The organism is Ruegeria sp. HKCCE4148, assembly GCF_017872495.1.
Taxonomy (GTDB): Bacteria; Pseudomonadota; Alphaproteobacteria; order Rhodobacterales; family Rhodobacteraceae; genus Ruegeria.
In genome coordinates this window covers 91,158-111,315 of record NZ_JAEDOS010000005.1, presented here as the reverse complement: position 1 = coordinate 111,315, position 20,158 = coordinate 91,158, and the positions used below count along the sequence as shown (strand labels likewise).

Here is a 20,158-nt window from a genome sequence, read left to right as displayed (position 1 = left end):
GAGGCCCGTCTTGACCAACAGATCGAACCTGCCCATCCCGCGCCTGTCCTTGTGGTTGACCCACATGGGTATGGTGGCTGAACAGGTATTGCGTGCGTTCTGGCCGCTGTTCTCGATCCTGATGGTCCTGCTTGCAGCGCTGATGCTGGGTCTGCAAGACCAATTCGCCGTTGAGGTCGTTTGGGGCGCGGGCGCGCTTTCGTTGATTTCGATTGTTGTGGCGGGTGTTTGGGGGCTGAAAAGAGTTAGCCTACCGTCTCGTGCGGATGCGCTCATGCGGTTGGATGAGACGCTGCCCGGTCGTCCGATCCAGGCCCTTTTGGACGATCAGGCGATTGGGTCCACAGATCAGGATTCGGTCGCACTGTGGCAGGCCCACAAAGACCGGATGGCTCAGCGCGCCGCTGCTGCTGCTCCAGCCAAACCTGACCTGCGGCTGGCGTCGCGTGATCCTTACGCGCTGCGCTATGCAGCGCTGTTGGCTTTTGTGGTGGCGGTTCTCTTCGGCTCTTTGTGGCGCGTGGGGTCGGTGGCCGATATGGCGCCCGGAAGCGCAAATGCGGGGCAAGGCCCGACATGGGAAGGATGGGTTGAACCCCCAAGATATACGGGTTTACCGACGCTTTACTTGGCCGATCAAGCAGACGGCCAGTTGTCAGTTCCAAAAGGCAGCCGCATAACTTTGAGGATGTATGGTGAGGTCGGCGCACATAGCCTGACCGAAAACAGCTCGGTCGTGGGCACTCAGGCCGCAACCAATCCCGAACAGGAATTTGTGGCTGAACGTTCTGGCCAGATGCGTATCGATGGCCCTGCAGGTCGCGAATGGGCCGTACAGGTCATTGACGATGCGACCCCGAAGATCGCGGTTGCCGGATCTGCCGAAGCAGAGGCAGGCGGGCAAATGAAACTGCCCTTTGTTGCCAGTGACGATTATGGCGTGGTGTCGGGCTCGGCCCGGATCGAACTGGATCTGGCATCGGTGGATCGCCGCCATGGGTTGGCGACCAAGCCCGAGCCGCGAGAGGTGATTGAGATCGAACTGCCAATGCCGATCACCGGTGACCGTGCCGATTTCAGCGAAGATCTGATCGAAGACTTTTCACAGCATCCCTGGGCTCACCTGCCGGTGAAGATCACGTTGATGGCCGTGGATGCGGCTGATCAGCAGTCGGCGTCCGAGCCATTTTTGACTGCCTTGCCAGCCCGTCGATTCTTTGACCCTTTAGCGGCAGCGGTGATCGAACAGCGGCGTGATCTGCTCTGGTCGCGGTCCAACGCGCCGCGCGTGGCGCAGCTGTTGCGGGCTGTCTCTCATCTGCCAGAGGATCTGTTTCGGTCAGACACCGCTTACTTGCGCTTGCGTGTGGTTTTGCGGCGGCTGGAAGCCTTCCAGACATACGGAGCGCTGAACCCAGAGCAGCAGGAAGAGATCGCGCAAGCCCTGTGGGACCTGGCTGTGTTGATCGAGGATGGCACCTTGGCGGACGCTCTGGAGCGGATGCGTCGCGCGCAGGAGCGTTTGACCGAAGCGATGCAAAACGGGGCCAGCGACGAAGAAATCGCCGAGCTTATGCAAGAGCTTCGCGAAGCGACGCAGGATTATCTGCAGCAGCTACAACGTCTTGCTCAGCAGAATGGTCAGGAAGGTGAAATCCAGCCTGGTCAGAGTGGCGAGACCCTTCAAATGTCGCAGGATGACCTGCAGCGCATGATGGACCGCATTCAGGAACTGATGGAACAGGGCCGTATGGCCGAAGCCCAGCAGGCGCTGGAAGAGTTCCAGCAGATGATGGAAAACATGCGCGTGACCCAAGGCCAGGGGCAAGGCCAACAATCCGAAGGGCAGCAGGCTATGGAAGGTCTGGCTGAAACTCTGCGCGAACAGCAAGGTCTCAGCGATCAGGCGTTCCGCGACTTGCAAGAACAGTTCAACCCCGGTGCGCAATCCGGTGAAAGCCAAGGCAACGAAGGCCGCAATGGCGGGCTTGGCCGGGGGCAAAGCCACGAAGGCCAGGGTGGTCAGGGTCAAGGCTCGGATCAGGCCGGAGAGGGCGAGCAGGGGCAGGGATCACTGGCGGACCGTCAGCAGGCCCTGCGCAATGAACTGAATCGCCAGCAACAGAATTTGCCAGGCGCGGGGACGCCTGAAGGAGACGCCGCGCGTGATGCGCTTGGCCGCGCCGGGCGCGCCATGGACGAGGCGGAACAGGCCTTACGAGGAGACGATCTGGCCGAAGCCATCGACCGCCAGTCTGAGGCCATGGAAGCCCTGCGTGAAGGGATGCGTTCATTAGGCGAGGCTATGGCCCAGAACCAGCAGAACCAGCCGGGTCAGGGCACGCAGGAAGGCGAAGCGCAAGCCAATAGCCGCGATCCCTTGGGTCGAAACCCTGGGGCCGGTGGTTCAATCTCAACCGACGAAAACCTGCTGCAGGGCGAAGATGTCTATCGCCGGGCGCGCGAGTTGTTGGATGAAATCCGTCGCCGGACCGGAGAAACGGACCGCCCCGAGATCGAGTTGGAATACCTCAAACGTCTGTTGGAGCGGTTCTGAACCTCAGTTCGGAGCTCCGGCCTGAGCTTCAAGCCAGATCCGCGCCTGATCCACCAGAGACACGTAAGAGCTGAGCAGTGGGTCGGCCTGTGGCACGGCCTCTCCGATCTGCTGTGCGTTGCCATAGATCAGATACAGAACCACGCCGATGATCAGCATCAGCGCAAAACCGCGCAGGAACCCGCCTGATTTGCGGGGCGGCGGAGGGGTCTCTTCCGCTTCGGTCGCGCGCATACTGGAATTGATTGCTTCGACATCGGGCAGTGCATCTTTTTGGCCAGCGTCAACAGCGGTTTCCGAAGCGGCAGGCCGCTTGGGCTTGACCTTGGGTTCCGGCGGTTGGTCCAAACCCAGATCAGGCTGGCTTTCCAGGTTGCTGCCTTCTTTTGCGCGCAATTCGGCTTCGCGGGCCGCTTCTGCTTTTAGAATGTCGGCGACGGACGGATCGACATTGCCCGCAGGCGCAGCAGTGTCTTCCGCCGCAGGGGTCGCGTCTTCCGCAGTTACAGCCTCTTTTGCGGGCTCTGCCTGGGTTGTGGCCTCCTCCTCAGCAGGGGGATGTGCGTCTTCAGCCGGTGCGGCTGCAGGTTCTTCCTGGTGCTTGGGCTGAAACCAGGTCTTATCACAGTTGGAACACTGCACGTCACGACCTTCCTCGGGAATAACCTCGTCAGGAACCTCGTACTGCGCACCGCAATTCGGACATGTAAGACGCATGCTGCCTCCCCGGCCGGGCGATGGGCCGATAATAGTTTTTTCAGGGATGATATTCCGTTAAGACCCATCAGCAAAGGGCGTTTTCGGTTTCATGGGCCAAGTGTCACCAATTGGACTCGGTAGAGCCATTGAATCCGCCACCCTGCTCGGGCAAGAAGAGCAGCAAATAATGGGGGCACGTGTGATCGAGCTGGAAAATGTCAGCTACACCTACGGTGGCGGCGAGTTGCTGAGCGATGTCTCGGTGCAATTGCAACCGGGGTCGTTTCACTTTCTGACCGGCCCCTCGGGGGCGGGCAAAACAACGCTGCTCAAGCTGTGCTATGGGGCCCTGCTGCCAACCTCGGGGCGGCTGAGTGTTTTCGATCAGGACATCTCGTCCCTTGATCGGGATCAGTTGGCCGTGCTGCGCCGACGTGTTGGTGTGGTACATCAGGATTGCCAGTTTCTGGACCACATGACGCTGGCCGAAAACGTTGCCTTGCCATTGATGGTCTCCGGGCGCTCGGAGTCTTCGGAACAGGACAATCTGACCGAACTGCTAAGCTGGGTGGGTTTAGGCGCGCGGCTTGAAGCGCATCCGCCTGAGTTGTCCGGTGGCGAACGTCAACGCGCTGCCTTGGCCCGCGCTGTCATCCTGTCGCCGGATGTCGTGTTGGCGGACGAGCCCACTGGCAATGTGGATTGGGAAATGTCCCAACGTCTGCTGCGTCTGTTGATCGAGTTGAACAGAATGGGCAAGACAGTATTGATCGCAACCCATGACATGAGCCTGATCCGAGCCGCCAAAAGTCAGGTTCAGGCACGCGTATTGCGCATTTCTCAGCGCAAGCTGCATCTGGCGGGGGCCGACCTATGACCAGAGCCGAAGTAAGTACTCTGCTGCGCGGCGATACGCGGGCGAACCGCGTTGTTCCCCCAACCGGATACACCGCTCATCTAACATTGTTTGTTGCTGGAGCGATGGCATTTCTGGTGGTGTTTGCACTTGCGTTGGCGCTCGCGTCCGGCCGGATTGCCGACCGTTGGGCTTCGGAACTGGCGGGGGCCGCAACCCTGAGGATCAATGCCCCGACAGAACAACTTGCCGCGCAGACCGAAGCCGCGCTGACAGTTCTGGGCCAAACGCCCGGCGTTGCATCGGCGCGCGCGCTAAGCGCCGAGGAACAGGTCGCATTGCTGTCACCGTGGTTCGGACCGGACCTGCCCTTAGACACTTTGCCCATCCCACAGCTTATCGAAATCACCGAAGGCGAACCGGGAATGGATGTGATGGGCCTGCGTCTTCGCCTGGGTGCCGAAGTGCCGGGCGCGGTACTGGATGATCATACGCGATGGCGCGAACCTCTTATCGAAGCCGCAATGTCACTCCGGCGATTGGGGTGGATTTCGATCCTGCTGATCGGGGGGGCGACGGCGGCAATGATCACGCTTGCGGCAAACGCATCTCTGGCGGCCAATGCGCAGATCATCGAAGTTTTGCGTCTGGTCGGCGCGCGCGACGGGTTTATCGCCGGGGCTTTTGTCCGGCGCTTTACCTATCGCGCTTTTTTCGGGGCCTTGCTCGGGACTTTGCTGGGTATGACAGGCGTTTTGCTTTTGCCCGAGGCCTCGGATGCGGGCGGATTTCTGACGGGGGTTGGCTTTCAGGGCACGGACTGGTTGCTGCCGATCGTCATCCCAATACTCGGCGCGGCTGTTGCCTTTTTCGCCACCTGGGCTGCGGCCCGTCGCAAGTTGAAGGAGCTTTCCTGATGTTCTCAGCCTTACAGTGGGTGCGCTCTTTGGTCTTTATGATCGTTATCTATGCCTGGATGCTGATCCTTGGCATTGTGTTTCTACCCTATGCCCTGTTCTCGAAGCGGGGGGCCCTGATGGCGTGTAAAACCTATGCGCGCAGTACCATGTGGCTGGCCCGTTGGATGGTGGGTATTCGTTGTGAGGTTCGGGGAACCGCGCCTTCGAATGAAGTGGTCGTGGGTGCCAAGCACCAGTCGTTCCTTGATATCATCATGATCTTCAATGCCATCCCGCATGGGAAGTTCATAATGAAGCGTGAATTGCTGTTTACACCTGTTATCGGAATGTATGCCCGTCGCCTTGGTTGTATTCCGGTCAATCGAGGGAAACGCGGCGCCGCGGTGGCTAAGATGGTCAAGGATGTGGCGAAAGAGTTTTCAGAGCCCGGGCAACTGGTGATCTACCCTCAAGGCACGCGTGTCGCGCCGGGCGCCAAGAAACCCTACAAGGTTGGGACGGCGGTTCTTTACGAAGGTCTGGGATTTCCCTGCGTTCCGGTGGCTACAAATGCCGGGGTGTTCTGGCCCCGAACCGGTGTCATGCGCAAACCGGGTCTTGCGATTGTGGATTTTCTTGAGCCAATCGAACCCGGCGTTGAGCGGGACGATTTTCTTGGTCGATTGGAAGACGTGATTGAAACACGCTCGAATGAGCTGATGCGCGAAGTGGGGTTTGATCCGGATGGAGTACATTGACGACGTTGCAGCGCTGGAAGCATTGTATGGCAAACCCGGCGCGCCATCCTTGCGAAAGGTCGTTCACCGACTGACGCCCCTGTATCGCAAGTGGATTATGGCCTCGCGCCTATGCGTCCTCAGCACTGTTGGCCCGGAAGGTGTGGATGGCAGCCCCCGAGGCGACGACGGCCCTGTTGTACTGGAATTGGATGAGCGACGGCTGGTTTTGCCGGATTGGCGTGGCAACAACCGGCTGGATTCACTGCGGAATATCGTGCGCGACCCGCGTGTTGCGCTTATGTTTTTTGTTCCGGGTTCCGACAACGTTGTTCGCGTGAATGGGATCGCTCGCGTTAATGCGGATGAAGGTTTGCGACAGCATTTCGCAAAGGGCGGCAAGCGCCCGGCGGCTGTCGTCGTTGTTGAGATCGCCGAGATTTACAGCCAATGCGCGCGTGCTTTGATGCGTTCAGCTATCTGGACCAGCGGGGACGAGAGTGCTGTCCTTCCAACGATTGGGCAGCTTTTGTCCGAGGCGTCGGAAGGCGAAGAAGGCGGCGCGCAATATGATAGTGAATGGGCTGCACGCGCCGCGAAAACAATGTGGTAGGCGAAACATGTGGCTGCGGGTTCAAACCGCAGCTGCTCCGATCCTCGAGACTTTTTCGATCCAGCGATCTACGTGTCCGGGTTTTGGGTAACTTGCACCTGCGAAATAGGTGAAGCGGGTTGGTTTGAAGCCTACAAAGCCAAGGATCTGATCACGAACCTGACGGATAAGCGCTTGCCGATAGATCAGCCGCATAAACCAGCCCGGTGTATCTGAGGTCAGTATGACGCGTGCGGTGCGTCCCGTCAGCATGGGGGCCGGAAAGCCGATCTTTGTCGTGTTCCGAGTGTCGAACGTTCGCCCGGGGATGAATGTCCGGTCGATCAGTCCCTTGAGTTTCGCGGGTAGACCGCCCCACCACATCGGGGTGGTCAGAACCAGATGATCACTCCACTCAAAGTCTTGCAGCACGTGTTCCAGAACCGGTTCAAGCGGTTTGAAGTCGTGGTAATTGCCCTGACCGAAATCAAAATCGAACTGCAGATCGCTCAGATGAACCATTCGGACGTCATGGCCGTTTTTGAGGGCAGCGTCCCGATATGTTTCGGCAAAGGTCCGGGACAGACTGCTTTCTGCCGGGTGTCCGTCGAGGATGAGGATTTTCTTGGGTTGCATCGTGATTCTCCTAAAAATGACCACGGTCAATTTTTAGAATCAAAAATGACCACGGTCAATATTAAATTTGACCACGGTCAAAAACTGTGCGATTGAGCGGTATGCAAAAGGCGATTCAGAAACGTACGATCAAAACCCGCGCCAAGCTTCTCTCGGCTGCTGAGGCGGTTGTCCGAAGTGATGGCTACCAAGCTTTGCGGGTGGAAGACGTGGTAAAAGCGGCAGGCGTCGCCAAGGGCACTTTCTTTGCGCATTTCAACGACAAGGATGCGCTAATGGAAATCCTGATCGGCGAAAGATTGAATGCGTGTCTGGACCAGGCCGAAGCCGGAACACCACCCAAGACAGTTGATGAGATCATCGTGGCGCTCGAACCGGTGCACAGTTTCATGACGTCCGAGCGATACGTTTTCGATCTGTTGATCAGATATTCCGGTGCAACGGCCATCGAAGATATAGGCCCGATAGCCTATTGTTTTGAAAGGTACTTTCGGGTCGTGATGTTGTGGCTTGAAGCTGCAGATATGCGTAAGGACGTGCCACCCGAGCTTTTGGCCGAAGGTGTTCAGGCCTTTGCCATTCAGGCCATGTCGTTGCGGTTTTGTGCTCTGCATTCCGCAACGACATTCACAGACAGGCTCGAGACCTATCTGGATGCTTGGTTGACCCCGACAAGCTGATTTCTGCCGGGGTCAAAACTCTTAGCTGTGGATCGGGCCGTCGCCGCAAGCCAAGGCGGCCTCACGCACGGCTTCCGAATAGGTCGGGTGCGCATGACAGGTCAGGGCCAGATCTTCTGCCGAAGCACCAAACTCCATCGCGACACAGACCTCGTGAATCAGATCACCCGCGGCAGGCCCGATGATATGAGCGCCCAGAATGCGGTCAGTTTCCTTGTCGGCGAGGATTTTGACGAACCCGTCCGAGGCAAAGTTCGCCTTGGCGCGCCCATTGCCCATGAACATGAACTTGCCAACCTTATAGGCGCGGCCTTGTTCTTTAAGCGTTGCTTCGGTTTCACCCACATTGGCAACCTCAGGCCAAGTATAGATCACCCCCGGAATAACGCCGTAGTTCACATGGCCATGCTTACCCGCAACCTGTTCGGCGGCGGCCATGCCCTCGTCTTCGGCCTTATGCGCCAGCATCGGACCTTCGGTGACGTCGCCAATGGCATAGATGCCCGGCACATTGGTTTGCCAGTCGGAACCCACCTTGATTTGGCCGCGTTGGGTCATCTCGACACCCAAGGCGTCAAGCCCAAGACCATCGGAGTACGGCTTGCGCCCGGTGGCGACCAGCACGGTATCGGCATCGATCACGTGTTCGCTGTCGTCCTTGAGCAGTTTGTAGGTGACCTTTGCCTTGGTCTTGGTCGCTTCGGTCTTTTGCACCGCAGCACCCATGACAAAGTTCAGGCCCTGCTTCTTGAGGATACGCTGGAACGTCTTTTGTACCTCTGGGTCCATGCCTGGTGTGATTTCCTTGAGGAACTCGATCACCGTTACTTCCGCCCCCAGTCGGCTGTAGACCGAGCCCAGTTCCAGGCCGATCACGCCTGCGCCGATGACGACCATTTTCTTCGGAATCTTGCCCAGCGACAGCGCGCCGGTTGAGGTCACGACAACCTTCTCGTCCACTTCTACACCCGGCAGAGAGGAAGGCTCGGACCCAGACGCAATGATGATGTTCTTTGTTTCATGCACTTCATCCCCGACCTTGACCTGACCGGCGGCAGGGATCGATCCCCAGCCTTTCAGCCAGTCGATCTTGTTCTTTTTGAACAGGAATTCGATGCCCTTGGTGTTGCCCTCAATCACCTCGTCCTTATAGGCCTGCATCTGTTTCCAGTCGACCGAAGGGCTTTTGCCCTTCAGGCCCATCTTGGCAAAGTTATGCTCGGCCTCGTGCAGTTGATGGCTGGCATGCAGCAGCGCCTTGGACGGAATGCAACCTACGTTCAAGCAGGTTCCACCCAGCGTGTCGCGCCCTTCGACCACGGCGGTTTTCAAACCCAGCTGGGCGCAGCGGATGGCGCAAACATAGCCGCCGGGGCCGGCGCCGATTACGATAACGTCATAATTTGCCATGGAAGATCTCCTTGAGAATTCGGGTTGTTGCAGGGCAGGAACCTCTGAACAAGATATGGGTTGGCGGTCTCATAGCAAAACCACCAAAAGCATGAGGGTCGTGGCCAGAAACCCGAAGAACCAAATGACGCTGCGCCATGGTTTCCAACCGAAATAGTATGCGGGAACATACAGCACGCGCGCGGCCAGATAGGTCCAGGCGCAGGTGGCCGTTAGTGCGTTTTCCTTGCCTGAAACGGTGACAACAACACAGGCAATGGCAAACAGGATCAACCCCTCGAAATGGTTGTTGAGGGCACGGTAGAGCCGGGCTGTTCCATCTGAGAGCTGATCTTCTAGCGTCCCGCCCAATCTGGCCCTGTCACGGGGTAACATGGTTTTGCCCGGACCCAACTCCAGATTTGCAGGAACTGCCATAAGTACAAACTGCACAACCTGTAAAAGGGCTGCCAAAGTCAGTGCTGTCAGTTCTGCGTTCATTGCAAGACGCCGCATTGGAGTTTGATGTGTATGACGGCAGAGCGCAGAAGCAGATGTGTTGCCGCTTGCGCTCTGCCATCGGATTTAGACTGGTGTCAGAATTTTAGTGTGAATATGCGCCACGCCACCACGTTCGTGATGCATGGCGAGTTCCTCAGATTCGATAAAGTTCTGCGCGCGCTCCAGATCGGTGATTTCGAACAACGCCACCGCATGGTCCTTCTGGTCCGGGTCTCGCCAGATGTGGAGGTCGCGGATACCCGCGGCCTCACGCATCTTGCGATCTTCCTTGAACACTTTCAGCCAGGCGTCGAAATCGGCCACATCGGCCTGCCAGAGTACATGTGTTGCCATGATTACAGGTCCATCAGCAGGCGGCGCGGATCTTCCAGCGCCTCTTTCACGCGAACAAGGAAAGTCACAGCACCTTTGCCATCAACGATCCGGTGGTCATAGGACAGCGCCAGATACATCATCGGGCGGATCTTGATCTCACCATTGATGACCATTGGACGATCCTGAATCTTGTGCATCCCCAGAATGCCCGACTGCGGGGGGTTCAGGATCGGCGATGACATCAGCGAGCCATAGACGCCACCGTTCGAAATGGTGAACGTGCCGCCCTGCATTTCGGCCATGGACAGCTTACCGTCGCGGGCGCGCTTGCCTTTCTCGGCGATGGCTTTTTCAATCGCGGCAAAGGACATGCTGTCCGCATCGCGGATCACCGGAACCACCAGACCTTGCGGAGTACCAGCGGCGACGCCCATGTGTACGAAGTTCTTGTAGACAATGTCGTTGCCGTCAATCTCGGCATTCACCTCAGGCACTTCTTTCAGCGCATGGCAGCATGCCTTGGTGAAGAAGGACATGAAACCAAGGCGGACGCCGTGCTTCTTCTCGAACTGGTCCTTGTACTGGTTGCGCAGGGCCATCACCTCGGTCATGTCCACCTCGTTATAGGTGGTCAGGATCGCAGCAGTATTCTGTGCATCCTTCAGGCGCTTGGCGATGGTTTGACGCAGACGGGTCATGCGCACGCGTTCCTCGCGGGCTTCGTCTTCGGCCGCAACCGGTGCGCGCGGAGCCTGTGCAGCTGGGGCTGGTGCCGCCGGTGCTGGTGCCGGAGCCGAAGAGACAGCCTTTGCCACGTCTTCTTTCATGATGCGGCCATCGCGACCGGTGCCGGTGACCTGATCAGCTGACAATCCGGCCTCGGCCATCGCTTTTTCGGCAGAGGGTGCGTTTGCCACATCCTTACCGGTGCTTGCCGCAGCGGGGGCCGCTGCTGCTGCCGGGGCCGACGCGGGCGCGGTACCTGCTGCAGAGCCAGAGATCACTGCCAGCTTGGCTGCTGCATCCACAGTTGCACCTTCCGGAGCAACGATTTCTGCCAGAACTCCCGCAGCCGGGGACGGAACTTCGACCGAGACTTTGTCGGTTTCCAGTTCACACAACATTTCGTCCTGCGCGACGCTGTCGCCAACCTGTTTGAACCAGGTCGAAACGGTAGCCTCCGTAACAGATTCACCAAGAGTGGGAACCATGACATCAACCGACCCGCCTGCTTGGGCGGGCGCGGCCGCCGGTGCTGCAGTTGCCGCAGGGGCAGGGGCCGCGCCTTCGCCTGCTGTAATGGTCGCCAGCAGAGCATCTACGCCAACGGTATCACCTTCGGCGGCTACAATCTCGGCCATCACACCCGCAGAGGGAGAAGGCACTTCAACTGTAACCTTGTCGGTTTCAAGCTCACACAGCATCTCATCCACGGCGACTGCATCGCCGGGCTTCTTGAACCATGTGGCAACAGTGGCTTCGGTGACCGACTCGCCAAGCGTGGGAACACGAACTTCAATCGTCATCGCTTACTTTCCTTTGGTGCTCAGCGCTTCGTTAACCAGCGCTTCTTGTTGGGCTTTGTGTTGGCTGGCCAGACCCGTCGCGGGTGAGGCCGAGGTTGCGCGACCGGCATAAACCGGACGTTTGTGTTTCGCTCCGATCCGGGTCAGAACCCATTCGATATTGGGCTCGATAAAGGACCAGGCACCCTGGTTTTTGGGCTCTTCCTGACACCAGACCATCTCGGCCTCTTTGAACCGCTCAAGCTCGTTGATTAGCGAATGGGCCGGGAAGGGGTAATACTGCTCGATCCGCAGCAGATAAATGTCGTCGATCCCGCGCGCGTCACGTTCTTCCAGCAGGTCATAATACACTTTGCCCGAACACAGCACGACACGTTTGATCTTGTCATCCGCCACCAGTTCGGTGTCCGAGTTCCCCTGTTGGGCGTCGTCCCACAACACCCGGTGGAAGCTGGAGCCGGTGGTAAATTCTTCGGCTCTGCTGACCGCGAGTTTGTGGCGCAGCAGCGATTTGGGTGTCACCAGGATCAGCGGTTTGCGGAAGGTGCGGTGCAGCTGTCGGCGCAGGATGTGGAAATAGTTCGCGGGTGTCGTGCAGTTCGCCACGATCCAGTTGTCCTGACCACACATTTGCAGGAACCGCTCCAGACGCGCGGATGAGTGTTCGGGGCCTTGCCCTTCGAACCCATGCGGCAGCAGTGTGACCAAACCGGACATCCGCAGCCATTTGGATTCACCAGAACTGATGAACTGGTCAAACATGATCTGCGCACCATTGGCGAAGTCACCAAACTGAGCTTCCCAAAGGACCAGCGCATTGGGTTCGGCCAGCGAATAGCCGTATTCAAACCCAAGCACAGCATATTCGGACAGCATCGAGTCAATCACTTCGTAGTGCGACTGGCCTGGGCGGATGTTGTTCAGCGGGTAGTAACGCTCTTCTGTTTCCTGATGGATGAACCCCGAGTGGCGCTGGCTGAACGTGCCACGGGTGGCGTCTTGCCCGGCCAGACGCACCGGGTACCCTTCGGTCAATAGTGATCCGAAGGCCAGCGCCTCACCGGTGGCCCAATCAAAACCAGTGCCGGATTCAAACATCTGCTTTTTGTGGTCCAGAAGACGCCCAACGGTTTTGTGCAAGGCAAATCCGGCCGGGGCGCGGGTCAGAGCGCCACCAACCTCGGCCAGAGTCTCGGGCGTGATCGCGGTCTCGCCTCGCATGTATTCGTCTTTGTTCTTGTCCAGATGCGACCAGCGCCCGTCCAGCCAGTCGGCTTTGTTCGGCTTATAATCTTTTCCGGCCTCGAACTCGTCGTTCAGATGTGCCTGGAAGGCGGCCTTCATGTCCTCGATCTCACCCTCGGGGATCAGGCCGTCTTTGACTAAACGCTCGGTGTACAGAGACAGCGTGGTTTTGTGCGTTTTGATCCTCTTGTACATGATCGGGTTGGTGAACATGGGCTCATCGCCCTCGTTGTGACCAAACCGGCGGTAGCAGAAGATGTCCAGAACCACATCCTTGTGGAACTTCTGGCGGAACTCGGTCGCCACTTTGGCCGCGTGCACCACGGCCTCGGGGTCATCCCCGTTCACGTGGAAAATCGGCGCTTCAACCATCAACGCGATATCCGTCGGATAGGGACTCGAGCGCGAGAAGTGCGGCGCAGTGGTAAAGCCGATCTGGTTGTTTACTACGATATGCATGGTGCCGCCGGTCTTGTGACCGCGCAGACCAGACAGACCAAACCCTTCGGCCACGACACCCTGGCCGGCAAAGGCTGCGTCGCCATGCAGCAGGATGGCCATGACCTTGGTGCGATCCGTGTCGCCAAGCTGATCCTGTTTGGCGCGAACCTTGCCCAGAACCACCGGGTTCACCGCCTCAAGGTGTGAGGGGTTGGCGGTCAGTGACAGGTGCACAGAATTGCCGTCAAACTCACGGTCGCTGGAGGCCCCGAGGTGGTACTTCACATCACCCGAACCATCCACGTCCTCGGGCTTGAAGCTGCCGCCCTGGAATTCGTTGAAGATGGCGCGGTACGGTTTGCCCATCACGTTGGCCAGAATGTTCAGGCGACCCCGGTGCGGCATCCCGATGACGATGTCGCTGAGGCCAAGTGCGCCACCGCGCTTGATGATCTGCTCCATCGCTGGGATCAGCGCTTCACCGCCGTCCAGACCAAAGCGCTTGGTGCCCATGTATTTGACGTGCAGGAATTTCTCAAAGCCCTCGGCTTCGACCATCTTGTTCAGGATCGCCTTGCGGCCTTCCTTGGTGAACGCGATTTCCTTGCCGTACCCTTCGATCCGCTCTTTCAGCCAAGCGGCTTCTTCGGGGTTCGAGATATGCATGTATTGCAGCGCAAAGGTGCCGCAATAGGTCCGCTTTACGATTTCGACGATCTGCCGCATCGAGGCAACCTGAAGCCCCAGAACGTTGTCGATAAAGATCGGCCGGTCCATGTCGGCGTCGGTGAAGCCGTAGGTTTTCGGATCCAGCTCAGGGTGATTGGTTGCAGCGCGCATCCCCAACGGATCCAGATCAGCGGCCAGATGGCCCCGGATCCGATAGGCTCGGATCAGCATCAGGGCGCGCAGGCTGTCCAGAACGGCGCGTTTGATCTGGTCGTCGCTGACCTCAACGCCCTTGTCAGCCGCCTTGTCCTTGATCTTCTTACCCGCCGCTTTGGCGTCAATCTCGGCCCATTCCCCGGTCAGTGCACCGGTCAGATCATCGGCAGGCATGGGCGGCCAGTCGGTCCGCGCCCAAGACGGCCCTTCGGCCTCTTTCTGAACGTCCGGCGCGGCGTCACCCATAGCCTTGAAGAACTCAACCCAGGCCGCGTCTACGGCACCGGGGTTTTTGGTGTACTGGGCGTAAAGTTGTTCCAGATATTCGGCATTATGCCCCTGCATGAAGCTTGAAGCATGAAAGGCAGAGTTGGGCGAGTGTTCGGTCATTGGGCTACCTCATGTGGGTTGGGACCGTATTGGTTGGTGCCTGGCTGGCTGGGGCGGGTCAGCCACCACAGCACCAGAAGGGGCGACACCACCAGAACGATAAGTGTCGGAATGACGATCAGCAATGTTGCGCGGGTAAACAAAATGTCGAGCGTTCCGCCGTGGAACTGGCTGGCAAGGCCAATGCCAAAGATCAGAACTGCAAAGGCCCCAAGGATCAAAAGGATCGGCAGTAAGGCGTAAAGCCCGCTGCGCCCGGTGTCATGCATCCGCCGCCATGCAACGGCCAGATGGGGGAAAAAGACGATCAGGCCGACAATGCTTTGGACCGGTTGGCTGGACGTGGCGGTGACGGATTTCACCTCATCGCTTTCAGTGACCGAGACCTGCGTGAAGAACTGCCAGTCGATGATCCCGGCGATCAAGTTCCAGATCACGACGAACAGAAAAAAGAACCAATATTCGGGCCGCGATGCACGGCCCGAAAAAGTGAAGAATTTGGAGAAACACGTTCTTACAGCCTCACTAAAGGTCATGTGTTTCGTTCCTCCCGGATTAGACAGCCGAAGCTGCCATATCAGCCAATCGCTTCCAGCACAGCCTCGCCCAGCTGCGCGGGGCTTTCGGCCACGACGATGCCGGCCGAGCGCATGGCTTCGATCTTGTCCTCGGCACCGCCCTTGCCACCGGCGACAATCGCGCCCGCGTGGCCCATGCGGCGGCCCGGAGGGGCCGTGCGGCCTGCGATGAAACCAGCGGTTGGCTTTTTGCGGCCCTTCTTGGCCTCATCCGCCAGGAACTGCGCAGCTTCTTCCTCGGCTGAGCCACCGATCTCACCGATCATGATGATCGATGTGGTCTCGTCGTCGGCCAGGAACCATTCCAGCACGTCGATATGCTCGGTCCCTTTGATCGGGTCGCCGCCGATGCCTACACAGGTGGACTGACCCAGACCTACATCGGTGGTCTGTTTGACGGCCTCATAGGTCAGGGTGCCCGAACGCGACACAACGCCGACCGAGCCGCGCTTATGGATGTGGCCGGGCATGATGCCGATCTTGCAGGCATCGGGCGTGATGACACCGGGGCAGTTCGGGCCGATCAGGCGCGACTTGCTGCCTTCCAGCGCACGCTTCACCTTCATCATGTCCAGAACCGGTATGCCTTCGGTGATGCAGACGATCACCTCCATCTCGGCATCAATCGCTTCGAGGATCGAGTCAGCCGCGAAGGGCGGAGGCACGTAGATTACCGAGGCGTTGGCTTCGGTCACATGCTTGGCCTCGTGGACCGAGTTGAACACGGGCAGGCCCAGATGCTCCATCCCGCCTTTGCCGGGGGTCACGCCGCCGACCATCTTGGTGCCATAGGCAATGGCCTGTTCGCTGTGGAATGTACCTTGCGAGCCGGTAAAGCCCTGACAGATCACTTTGGTGTTTTCGTCGATGAGGACTGCCATTTTGTCCCTTTCTCTAGGCGGTGTTGGATTGATTAGGTTCAGTCGCCGGCAGAACATGCGGCGCATAGGATATTTTCTCGAGCGTGGCACGGCCCAGGGCCAGATTGGCCGTGGTACGCAGCCCGCTGCTGATTTCAGCAATGCCACGCCGGATCTTTTGCCGGACCAATGGCCAGCCTGTGGGCCGACTGCGGGGTGCCCCCATATTGTATTCGCCGGGGGCTTCGTTGCCCTGTTCGACCATGGCCGGGATCACCTGATAGATGTTGGTCTGACGCGCCGCAGCCGAAGCTGATGGATTGAACAAAAGCCCGTCCAACGTGATGTCATAGGGTTTCTGCGCCAGAAAATGCTGCGCCGCTTGTCGCGTCAGCGCGTACGCCGCGCCCCCGGGATGACGCGATCGCATCAGGCGCAGTTCGCGCCCCAGATGGATCAAGCGCTTGCGCCCAAGCGCGACATAAAGCTTGGTGCTGCGCCAGCGTTCAAACCGGACGATATCAGCATCCGCGGGCCACCAAGATGGGTCATTCAGCCAATCGGCCAATTCCGGGCTCAGGAACACGTCATCCTCAAGGATCAACGCTTGTTCAGCGCCCGAGGCGATCAATGCCTCCCACGCTTTGGCATGGCTGAGGGTGCAGGCCATGTCCTTGGTGTGGAAATAGCCCCACGGCCCCTCGGCCTTGCACTCGCGCAGGAAATCCTCGCGGGTGGCGGCGTCGCAATCAACAGCATTAACGCGCGTCGCTGACAGGCCTGCCTTTTGCAGCTCCTGCTCCATCAAACGCGCCCGCCCTGTGGCGCGTTCAAGACCTATGAGGAAGATGGGGATGGTCATGCGTTTAAGTTTTTCAGGCAGATCAGACAGCCCACACCAAAGGCGATCTGGTCGTCAGGCTGATAGCGCTCCGACGGATCGTTTTGATGTTTTGGTCGATTAGGACTGCCATTCCTTCGTGCTCCTGTTTGGGTTAACTCGCCTGCGTGGCGCTATTCATAAGTGTTGATAAGGTTTTGCCCGGTGGGGAAAAACGCCCCAAGCAGTTCGTAGTCTGCTTGTGTATGTCGCACCAAAAAATCTTTGGATTCCTTGGATAAATCCTCGAAACGTGGCGGCGTAGTGCTGCTGGAATTTCTGCGACCAATGTGAACGGTAGTGTTCAGCCTTTCAGACAAATCAGCAGCCAGCCTGTCTAATTCGGACGTCGTATAAACAGCGTCGAAGAAGCCAATATCTTGCCCCAGAAAAACATCAATGGGACAAGTATGGAGATACATTACACGGCTTACGTCACAATATTTGTCATAGTCTCGTATGAACTCTTCTATCGTCGGGTTGGTCTTGAAACCTTTGAACGGTTGCTGATTTCGCATTCCGAACAATTTGCCAATCAGCTTGTTCTGATGCTCCGAACCGACAGGTACTTTTTTTAGGTCCTCAAAATCGTGCACACGATTTTGGTAACCAGACAGAAACCGTTTTATTGGATCGCGAACAACTGCAAAACTCCAATAATCGCGGGCTTTCTCAAAATCGCTCTGTCGGACTGGCCTGGTCGGATAGCGGGGATGGAGTTCCGTGATCTTTCCATCCCACTCATTACCAGTCTCGATTTTATAAAGGACATGCTTAATGGATGTTCCAGCAGCTTTGTGGACACCAAAATAAGCAATGTTGTATTTGTCGAGAAAAGCAACCATTCGAGACTTACTATCCCTTAACCGCTTTCACGATCTTCTCGGCGCCGTCTTTCAGGTTGTCTGCCGCGATCACGTCGAGGCCAGAGGTGTTGATGATCTCTTTGCCTTTTTCGACATTCGTGCCTTCCAGACGCACGACCAGCGGAACCTGCAGGCCGACCTCTTTCACCGCGGCGACAACGCCCTCAGCAATCACATCACAGCGCATGATGCCGCCGAAGATGTTGACCAGAATGCCTTTGACGTTCTCGTCCGAGGTGATGATCTTGAACGCCTCGGTGACTTTCTCTTTGGTTGCACCGCCGCCCACGTCGAGGAAGTTTGCAGGCTCTGCACCATAGAGCTTGATGATGTCCATGGTGGCCATCGCCAGACCCGCGCCGTTCACCATACAGCCGATCTCACCGTCCAGCGCGATGTAGTTCAGGTCATATTTGCTGGCTTCCAGCTCCTTGGGGTCTTCCTCGGTCGTGTCGCGCAACTCGGCGATGTCGGGGTGGCGGTAGACCGCGTTGCCGTCGAAACCGACCTTGGCATCCAGCACTTTCAGGTCGCCGCTGTCCGAAACGATCAGCGGGTTGATCTCCAGCATTTCCATGTCCTTCTCGACGAAGGCGTTGTAGAGCTGGTTCATCAGTTTGACGCATTGCTTGACCTGTGCGCCTTCCAGACCCAACGAGAAGGCGATGCGGCGGCCGTGATAAGGTTGGTATCCGGTGGCCGGGTCGACCGAGAATGACAGGATTTTCTCGGGCGTCGCAGCGGCGACTTCTTCGATGTCCATGCCGCCTTCGGTCGAGCAGACAAACGAAATGCGGCTGGTCTGGCGGTCTACCAGAAGGGCTAGGTACAGTTCACGTTCGATGCCCGAACCAGCTTCGATGTAGATGCGGTTGACTTGCTTGCCTGCGGGGCCGGTCTGATGTGTGACCAGAGTACGGCCCAGCATCTTCTTGGCTTCCTCAGCCGCTTCCTCAACCGATTTGGTCAGACGGACACCGCCTTTTTCACCGGCGTCGGCCTCTTTGAAAGAGCCTTTGCCGCGCCCGCCTGCGTGGATCTGCGCCTTGACCACCCACAGGGGGCCGTCCAGTTCACCGGCTGCGGTTTTGGCTTCTTCGGCGCGCAGCACGGCGCGACCATCGGAAACCGGAGCGCCATAGCTGCGAAGAAGAGCCTTGGCCTGATATTCGTGAATGTTCATCGAAATTGTCCCGTCTGACTGCGTTTAACCGTTATAGGGGTGTCTAGCGGGCAAGTTTAAAGGGTTTTTTGACGGCAAAGAGGATTTTAGTGAAGATTTTCGCCATTTGTGATCACGGCTTTTTAGGGTGTGATCACAAAATTTGCCGCGTGATCGATTGATTCGAAAATACAGTGCAGGCACCGGAAATCACATTCAAAAAAAAGGATTTGCGACGTTTGCGCCAACATTCGCGACCCTGATTGATCTGGGCAAAAGAAAACCGGCCCAGAAATGGGCCGGCTTTTAGCCTGAGAATTTGTGCTGGTTTAAGCCAGCGAGCTGTCGATGCCTTTGCAAGCGTCGATCAGGCCCTTAACGGCGTTGACCGAGTTGTCGAAACCGGCTTGTTCGTCTTCGTTCAGTTTGATGTCGACGATACGTTCTACGCCACCTGCACCGATTACGGTCGGGACGCCAACGTACAGACCGTCAACACCCAACTCACCACTGCAGTAGGCAGCGCAAGGCAGAACGCGTTTTTGGTCTTTCAGATAAGCTTCGGCCATTTCGATTGCCGAAGTGGCAGGCGCGTAATAAGCGGAACCTGTTTTCAGCAGGCCAACGATTTCGGCACCACCGTCACGGGTGCGCTGAACGATGGCGTCCAGCTTCTCTTGCGTGGTCCAACCCATCTCAACCAGATCGGGCAGTGGTATACCGGCTACGGTCGAATAGCGCACCGAAGGCACCATGGTGTCGCCGTGACCACCCAGAACGAAAGCGGTGACGTCGCGCATCGAAACATTGAATTCTTCCGATAAGAAATGCGCAAAGCGCGCCGAGTCCAATACGCCTGCCATGCCGCAAACCTTGTTGTGCGGCAGGCCCGAGAATTCGCGCAGCGCCCAAACCATTGCGTCCAGCGGGTTGGTGATGCAGATCACGAAGGCATCGGGTGCGTGAGCGGCGATGCCTTCACCGACCGACTTCATGACTTTCAGGTTGATGCCCAGCAGGTCATCGCGGCTCATGCCTGGCTTGCGGGCCACACCAGCGGTCACGATGCACACATCCGCGCCAGCAATATCGGCATAGTCGCTTGTGCCCTTCATCGAGGCGTCAAAGCCTTCGGATGGGCCGGATTCTGCGATGTCGAGCGCCTTGCCCTGCGGCAGCCCGTCAGCGATGTCAAACAGGACTACGTCACCCAGTTCTTTGACAGCTGCAAGATGCGCAAGCGTGCCGCCGATGTTCCCCGCGCCGATCAGCGCAATCTTGGGTCTGGCCATTTGGAATATCTCCGGTCGGTTTTGAAATCGCGGTCGTGCTAGTCGCTAAAACGGCAATAGGCAAGGGTTCTGCGACGTGGCATACAACCGCATACCGTTTGCAGAGCCCGGTGTGGTTGCGCTAAAGGGCCTTTGAGACAAGCCAAAACCG

Annotated in this window: 19 protein-coding genes; 6 read left to right on the top strand and 13 right to left on the bottom strand. The window is 57.9% G+C overall.

The annotated features are described in order from the left end of the window. The first annotated feature begins 10 nt into the window (after window positions 1-10). Window positions 11-2,557 (top strand): TIGR02302 family protein, encoded by a 2,547-nt coding sequence (locus tag I9187_RS15350; protein WP_348540113.1) that lies wholly within the window; start codon window positions 11-13, stop codon window positions 2,555-2,557. A 3-nt stretch (window positions 2,558-2,560) separates the two neighbouring features. Here I9187_RS15350 and I9187_RS15345 read toward each other — a convergent pair whose 3' ends face one another. Continuing rightward, entirely contained in the window at window positions 2,561-3,274 is a 714-nt protein-coding gene (locus I9187_RS15345) for a zinc-ribbon domain-containing protein (protein ID WP_171179106.1), read from the bottom strand. Between the two features lie 181 nt (window positions 3,275-3,455). Between I9187_RS15345 and I9187_RS15340 the strand changes: the two genes are divergently transcribed. From I9187_RS15340 to I9187_RS15325, 4 genes are read left to right on the top strand one after another with little or no spacing between them, the layout of a single operon-like run. Then, window positions 3,456-4,133, top strand: coding sequence for an ATP-binding cassette domain-containing protein (locus I9187_RS15340; protein ID WP_171179442.1), 678 nt, complete (start codon window positions 3,456-3,458; stop codon window positions 4,131-4,133). Continuing rightward, window positions 4,130-5,029 carry an FtsX-like permease family protein gene (locus I9187_RS15335; protein WP_171179108.1) on the top strand — a complete coding sequence of 300 codons (900 nt, stop codon included), beginning with the start codon at window positions 4,130-4,132 and terminating at the stop codon, window positions 5,027-5,029. The genes I9187_RS15340 and I9187_RS15335 overlap by 4 nt, the downstream gene beginning before the upstream one ends. Then, the gene (locus I9187_RS15330; protein ID WP_171179110.1) at window positions 5,029-5,769 is read left to right on the top strand and encodes a lysophospholipid acyltransferase family protein; all 741 of its coding nucleotides are present in this window, start codon (window positions 5,029-5,031) and stop codon (window positions 5,767-5,769) included. The genes I9187_RS15335 and I9187_RS15330 overlap by 1 nt, the downstream gene beginning before the upstream one ends. Beyond that, a complete protein-coding gene (locus tag I9187_RS15325; RefSeq protein ID WP_171179113.1) occupies window positions 5,756-6,361 on the top strand; it encodes a pyridoxamine 5'-phosphate oxidase family protein in 606 nt (201 codons plus the stop codon). Before I9187_RS15330 ends, I9187_RS15325 begins: the two co-directional genes overlap by 14 nt. 21 nt (window positions 6,362-6,382) lie before the next feature. Here I9187_RS15325 and I9187_RS15320 read toward each other — a convergent pair whose 3' ends face one another. Further along, complete coding sequence (locus tag I9187_RS15320; protein WP_171179115.1) at window positions 6,383-6,976, bottom strand: NAD(P)H-dependent oxidoreductase; 594 nt, start codon at window positions 6,974-6,976, stop codon at window positions 6,383-6,385. A 101-nt stretch (window positions 6,977-7,077) separates the two neighbouring features. On the opposite strand from I9187_RS15320, the gene I9187_RS15315 reads away from it, so the two are divergent. Then, window positions 7,078-7,656, top strand: coding sequence for a TetR/AcrR family transcriptional regulator (locus I9187_RS15315; RefSeq protein WP_171179117.1), 579 nt, complete (start codon window positions 7,078-7,080; stop codon window positions 7,654-7,656). A 21-nt stretch (window positions 7,657-7,677) separates the two neighbouring features. Here I9187_RS15315 and lpdA read toward each other — a convergent pair whose 3' ends face one another. The 11 genes from lpdA to mdh form a co-directional block, all read right to left on the bottom strand. After that, on the bottom strand, window positions 7,678-9,066 hold the full coding sequence (lpdA, locus tag I9187_RS15310) for a dihydrolipoyl dehydrogenase (RefSeq protein ID WP_171179119.1): 1,389 nt from the start codon (window positions 9,064-9,066) through the stop codon (window positions 7,678-7,680). A gap of 69 nt (window positions 9,067-9,135) precedes the next feature. Then, window positions 9,136-9,546 (bottom strand): MAPEG family protein, encoded by a 411-nt coding sequence (locus tag I9187_RS15305; protein WP_209509637.1) that lies wholly within the window; start codon window positions 9,544-9,546, stop codon window positions 9,136-9,138. 84 nt (window positions 9,547-9,630) lie between these two features. Further along, the gene (locus tag I9187_RS15300) at window positions 9,631-9,900 is read right to left on the bottom strand and encodes a hypothetical protein (protein ID WP_171179122.1); all 270 of its coding nucleotides are present in this window, start codon (window positions 9,898-9,900) and stop codon (window positions 9,631-9,633) included. Between the two features lie 2 nt (window positions 9,901-9,902). Further along, window positions 9,903-11,408, bottom strand: a complete 1,506-nt coding sequence (gene odhB, locus I9187_RS15295) for a 2-oxoglutarate dehydrogenase complex dihydrolipoyllysine-residue succinyltransferase (RefSeq protein ID WP_171179124.1) — start codon at window positions 11,406-11,408, stop codon at window positions 9,903-9,905. Window positions 11,409-11,411: 3 nt separating this feature from the next. Beyond that, window positions 11,412-14,369, bottom strand: a complete 2,958-nt coding sequence (locus I9187_RS15290; protein ID WP_171179126.1) for a 2-oxoglutarate dehydrogenase E1 component — start codon at window positions 14,367-14,369, stop codon at window positions 11,412-11,414. Continuing rightward, a complete protein-coding gene (locus tag I9187_RS15285) occupies window positions 14,366-14,905 on the bottom strand; it encodes a DUF805 domain-containing protein (protein WP_171179128.1) in 540 nt (179 codons plus the stop codon). The genes I9187_RS15290 and I9187_RS15285 overlap by 4 nt, the downstream gene beginning before the upstream one ends. Window positions 14,906-14,946: 41 nt before the next feature. Further along, the gene (gene sucD, locus I9187_RS15280) at window positions 14,947-15,828 is read right to left on the bottom strand and encodes a succinate--CoA ligase subunit alpha (protein WP_171093685.1); all 882 of its coding nucleotides are present in this window, start codon (window positions 15,826-15,828) and stop codon (window positions 14,947-14,949) included. A 13-nt stretch (window positions 15,829-15,841) separates the two neighbouring features. Further along, window positions 15,842-16,669, bottom strand: coding sequence for a glycosyltransferase family 25 protein (locus I9187_RS15275; RefSeq protein ID WP_171179130.1), 828 nt, complete (start codon window positions 16,667-16,669; stop codon window positions 15,842-15,844). A 152-nt stretch (window positions 16,670-16,821) separates the two neighbouring features. Then, window positions 16,822-17,532, bottom strand: a complete 711-nt coding sequence (locus I9187_RS15270) for a sulfotransferase family 2 domain-containing protein (RefSeq protein ID WP_171179133.1) — start codon at window positions 17,530-17,532, stop codon at window positions 16,822-16,824. A gap of 10 nt (window positions 17,533-17,542) precedes the next feature. Continuing rightward, a complete protein-coding gene (gene sucC, locus I9187_RS15265) occupies window positions 17,543-18,736 on the bottom strand; it encodes an ADP-forming succinate--CoA ligase subunit beta (RefSeq protein ID WP_171179135.1) in 1,194 nt (397 codons plus the stop codon). Between the two features lie 308 nt (window positions 18,737-19,044). After that, window positions 19,045-20,007 (bottom strand): malate dehydrogenase, encoded by a 963-nt coding sequence (gene mdh / locus I9187_RS15260; protein ID WP_171093679.1) that lies wholly within the window; start codon window positions 20,005-20,007, stop codon window positions 19,045-19,047. Window positions 20,008-20,158 lie beyond the last annotated feature (151 nt).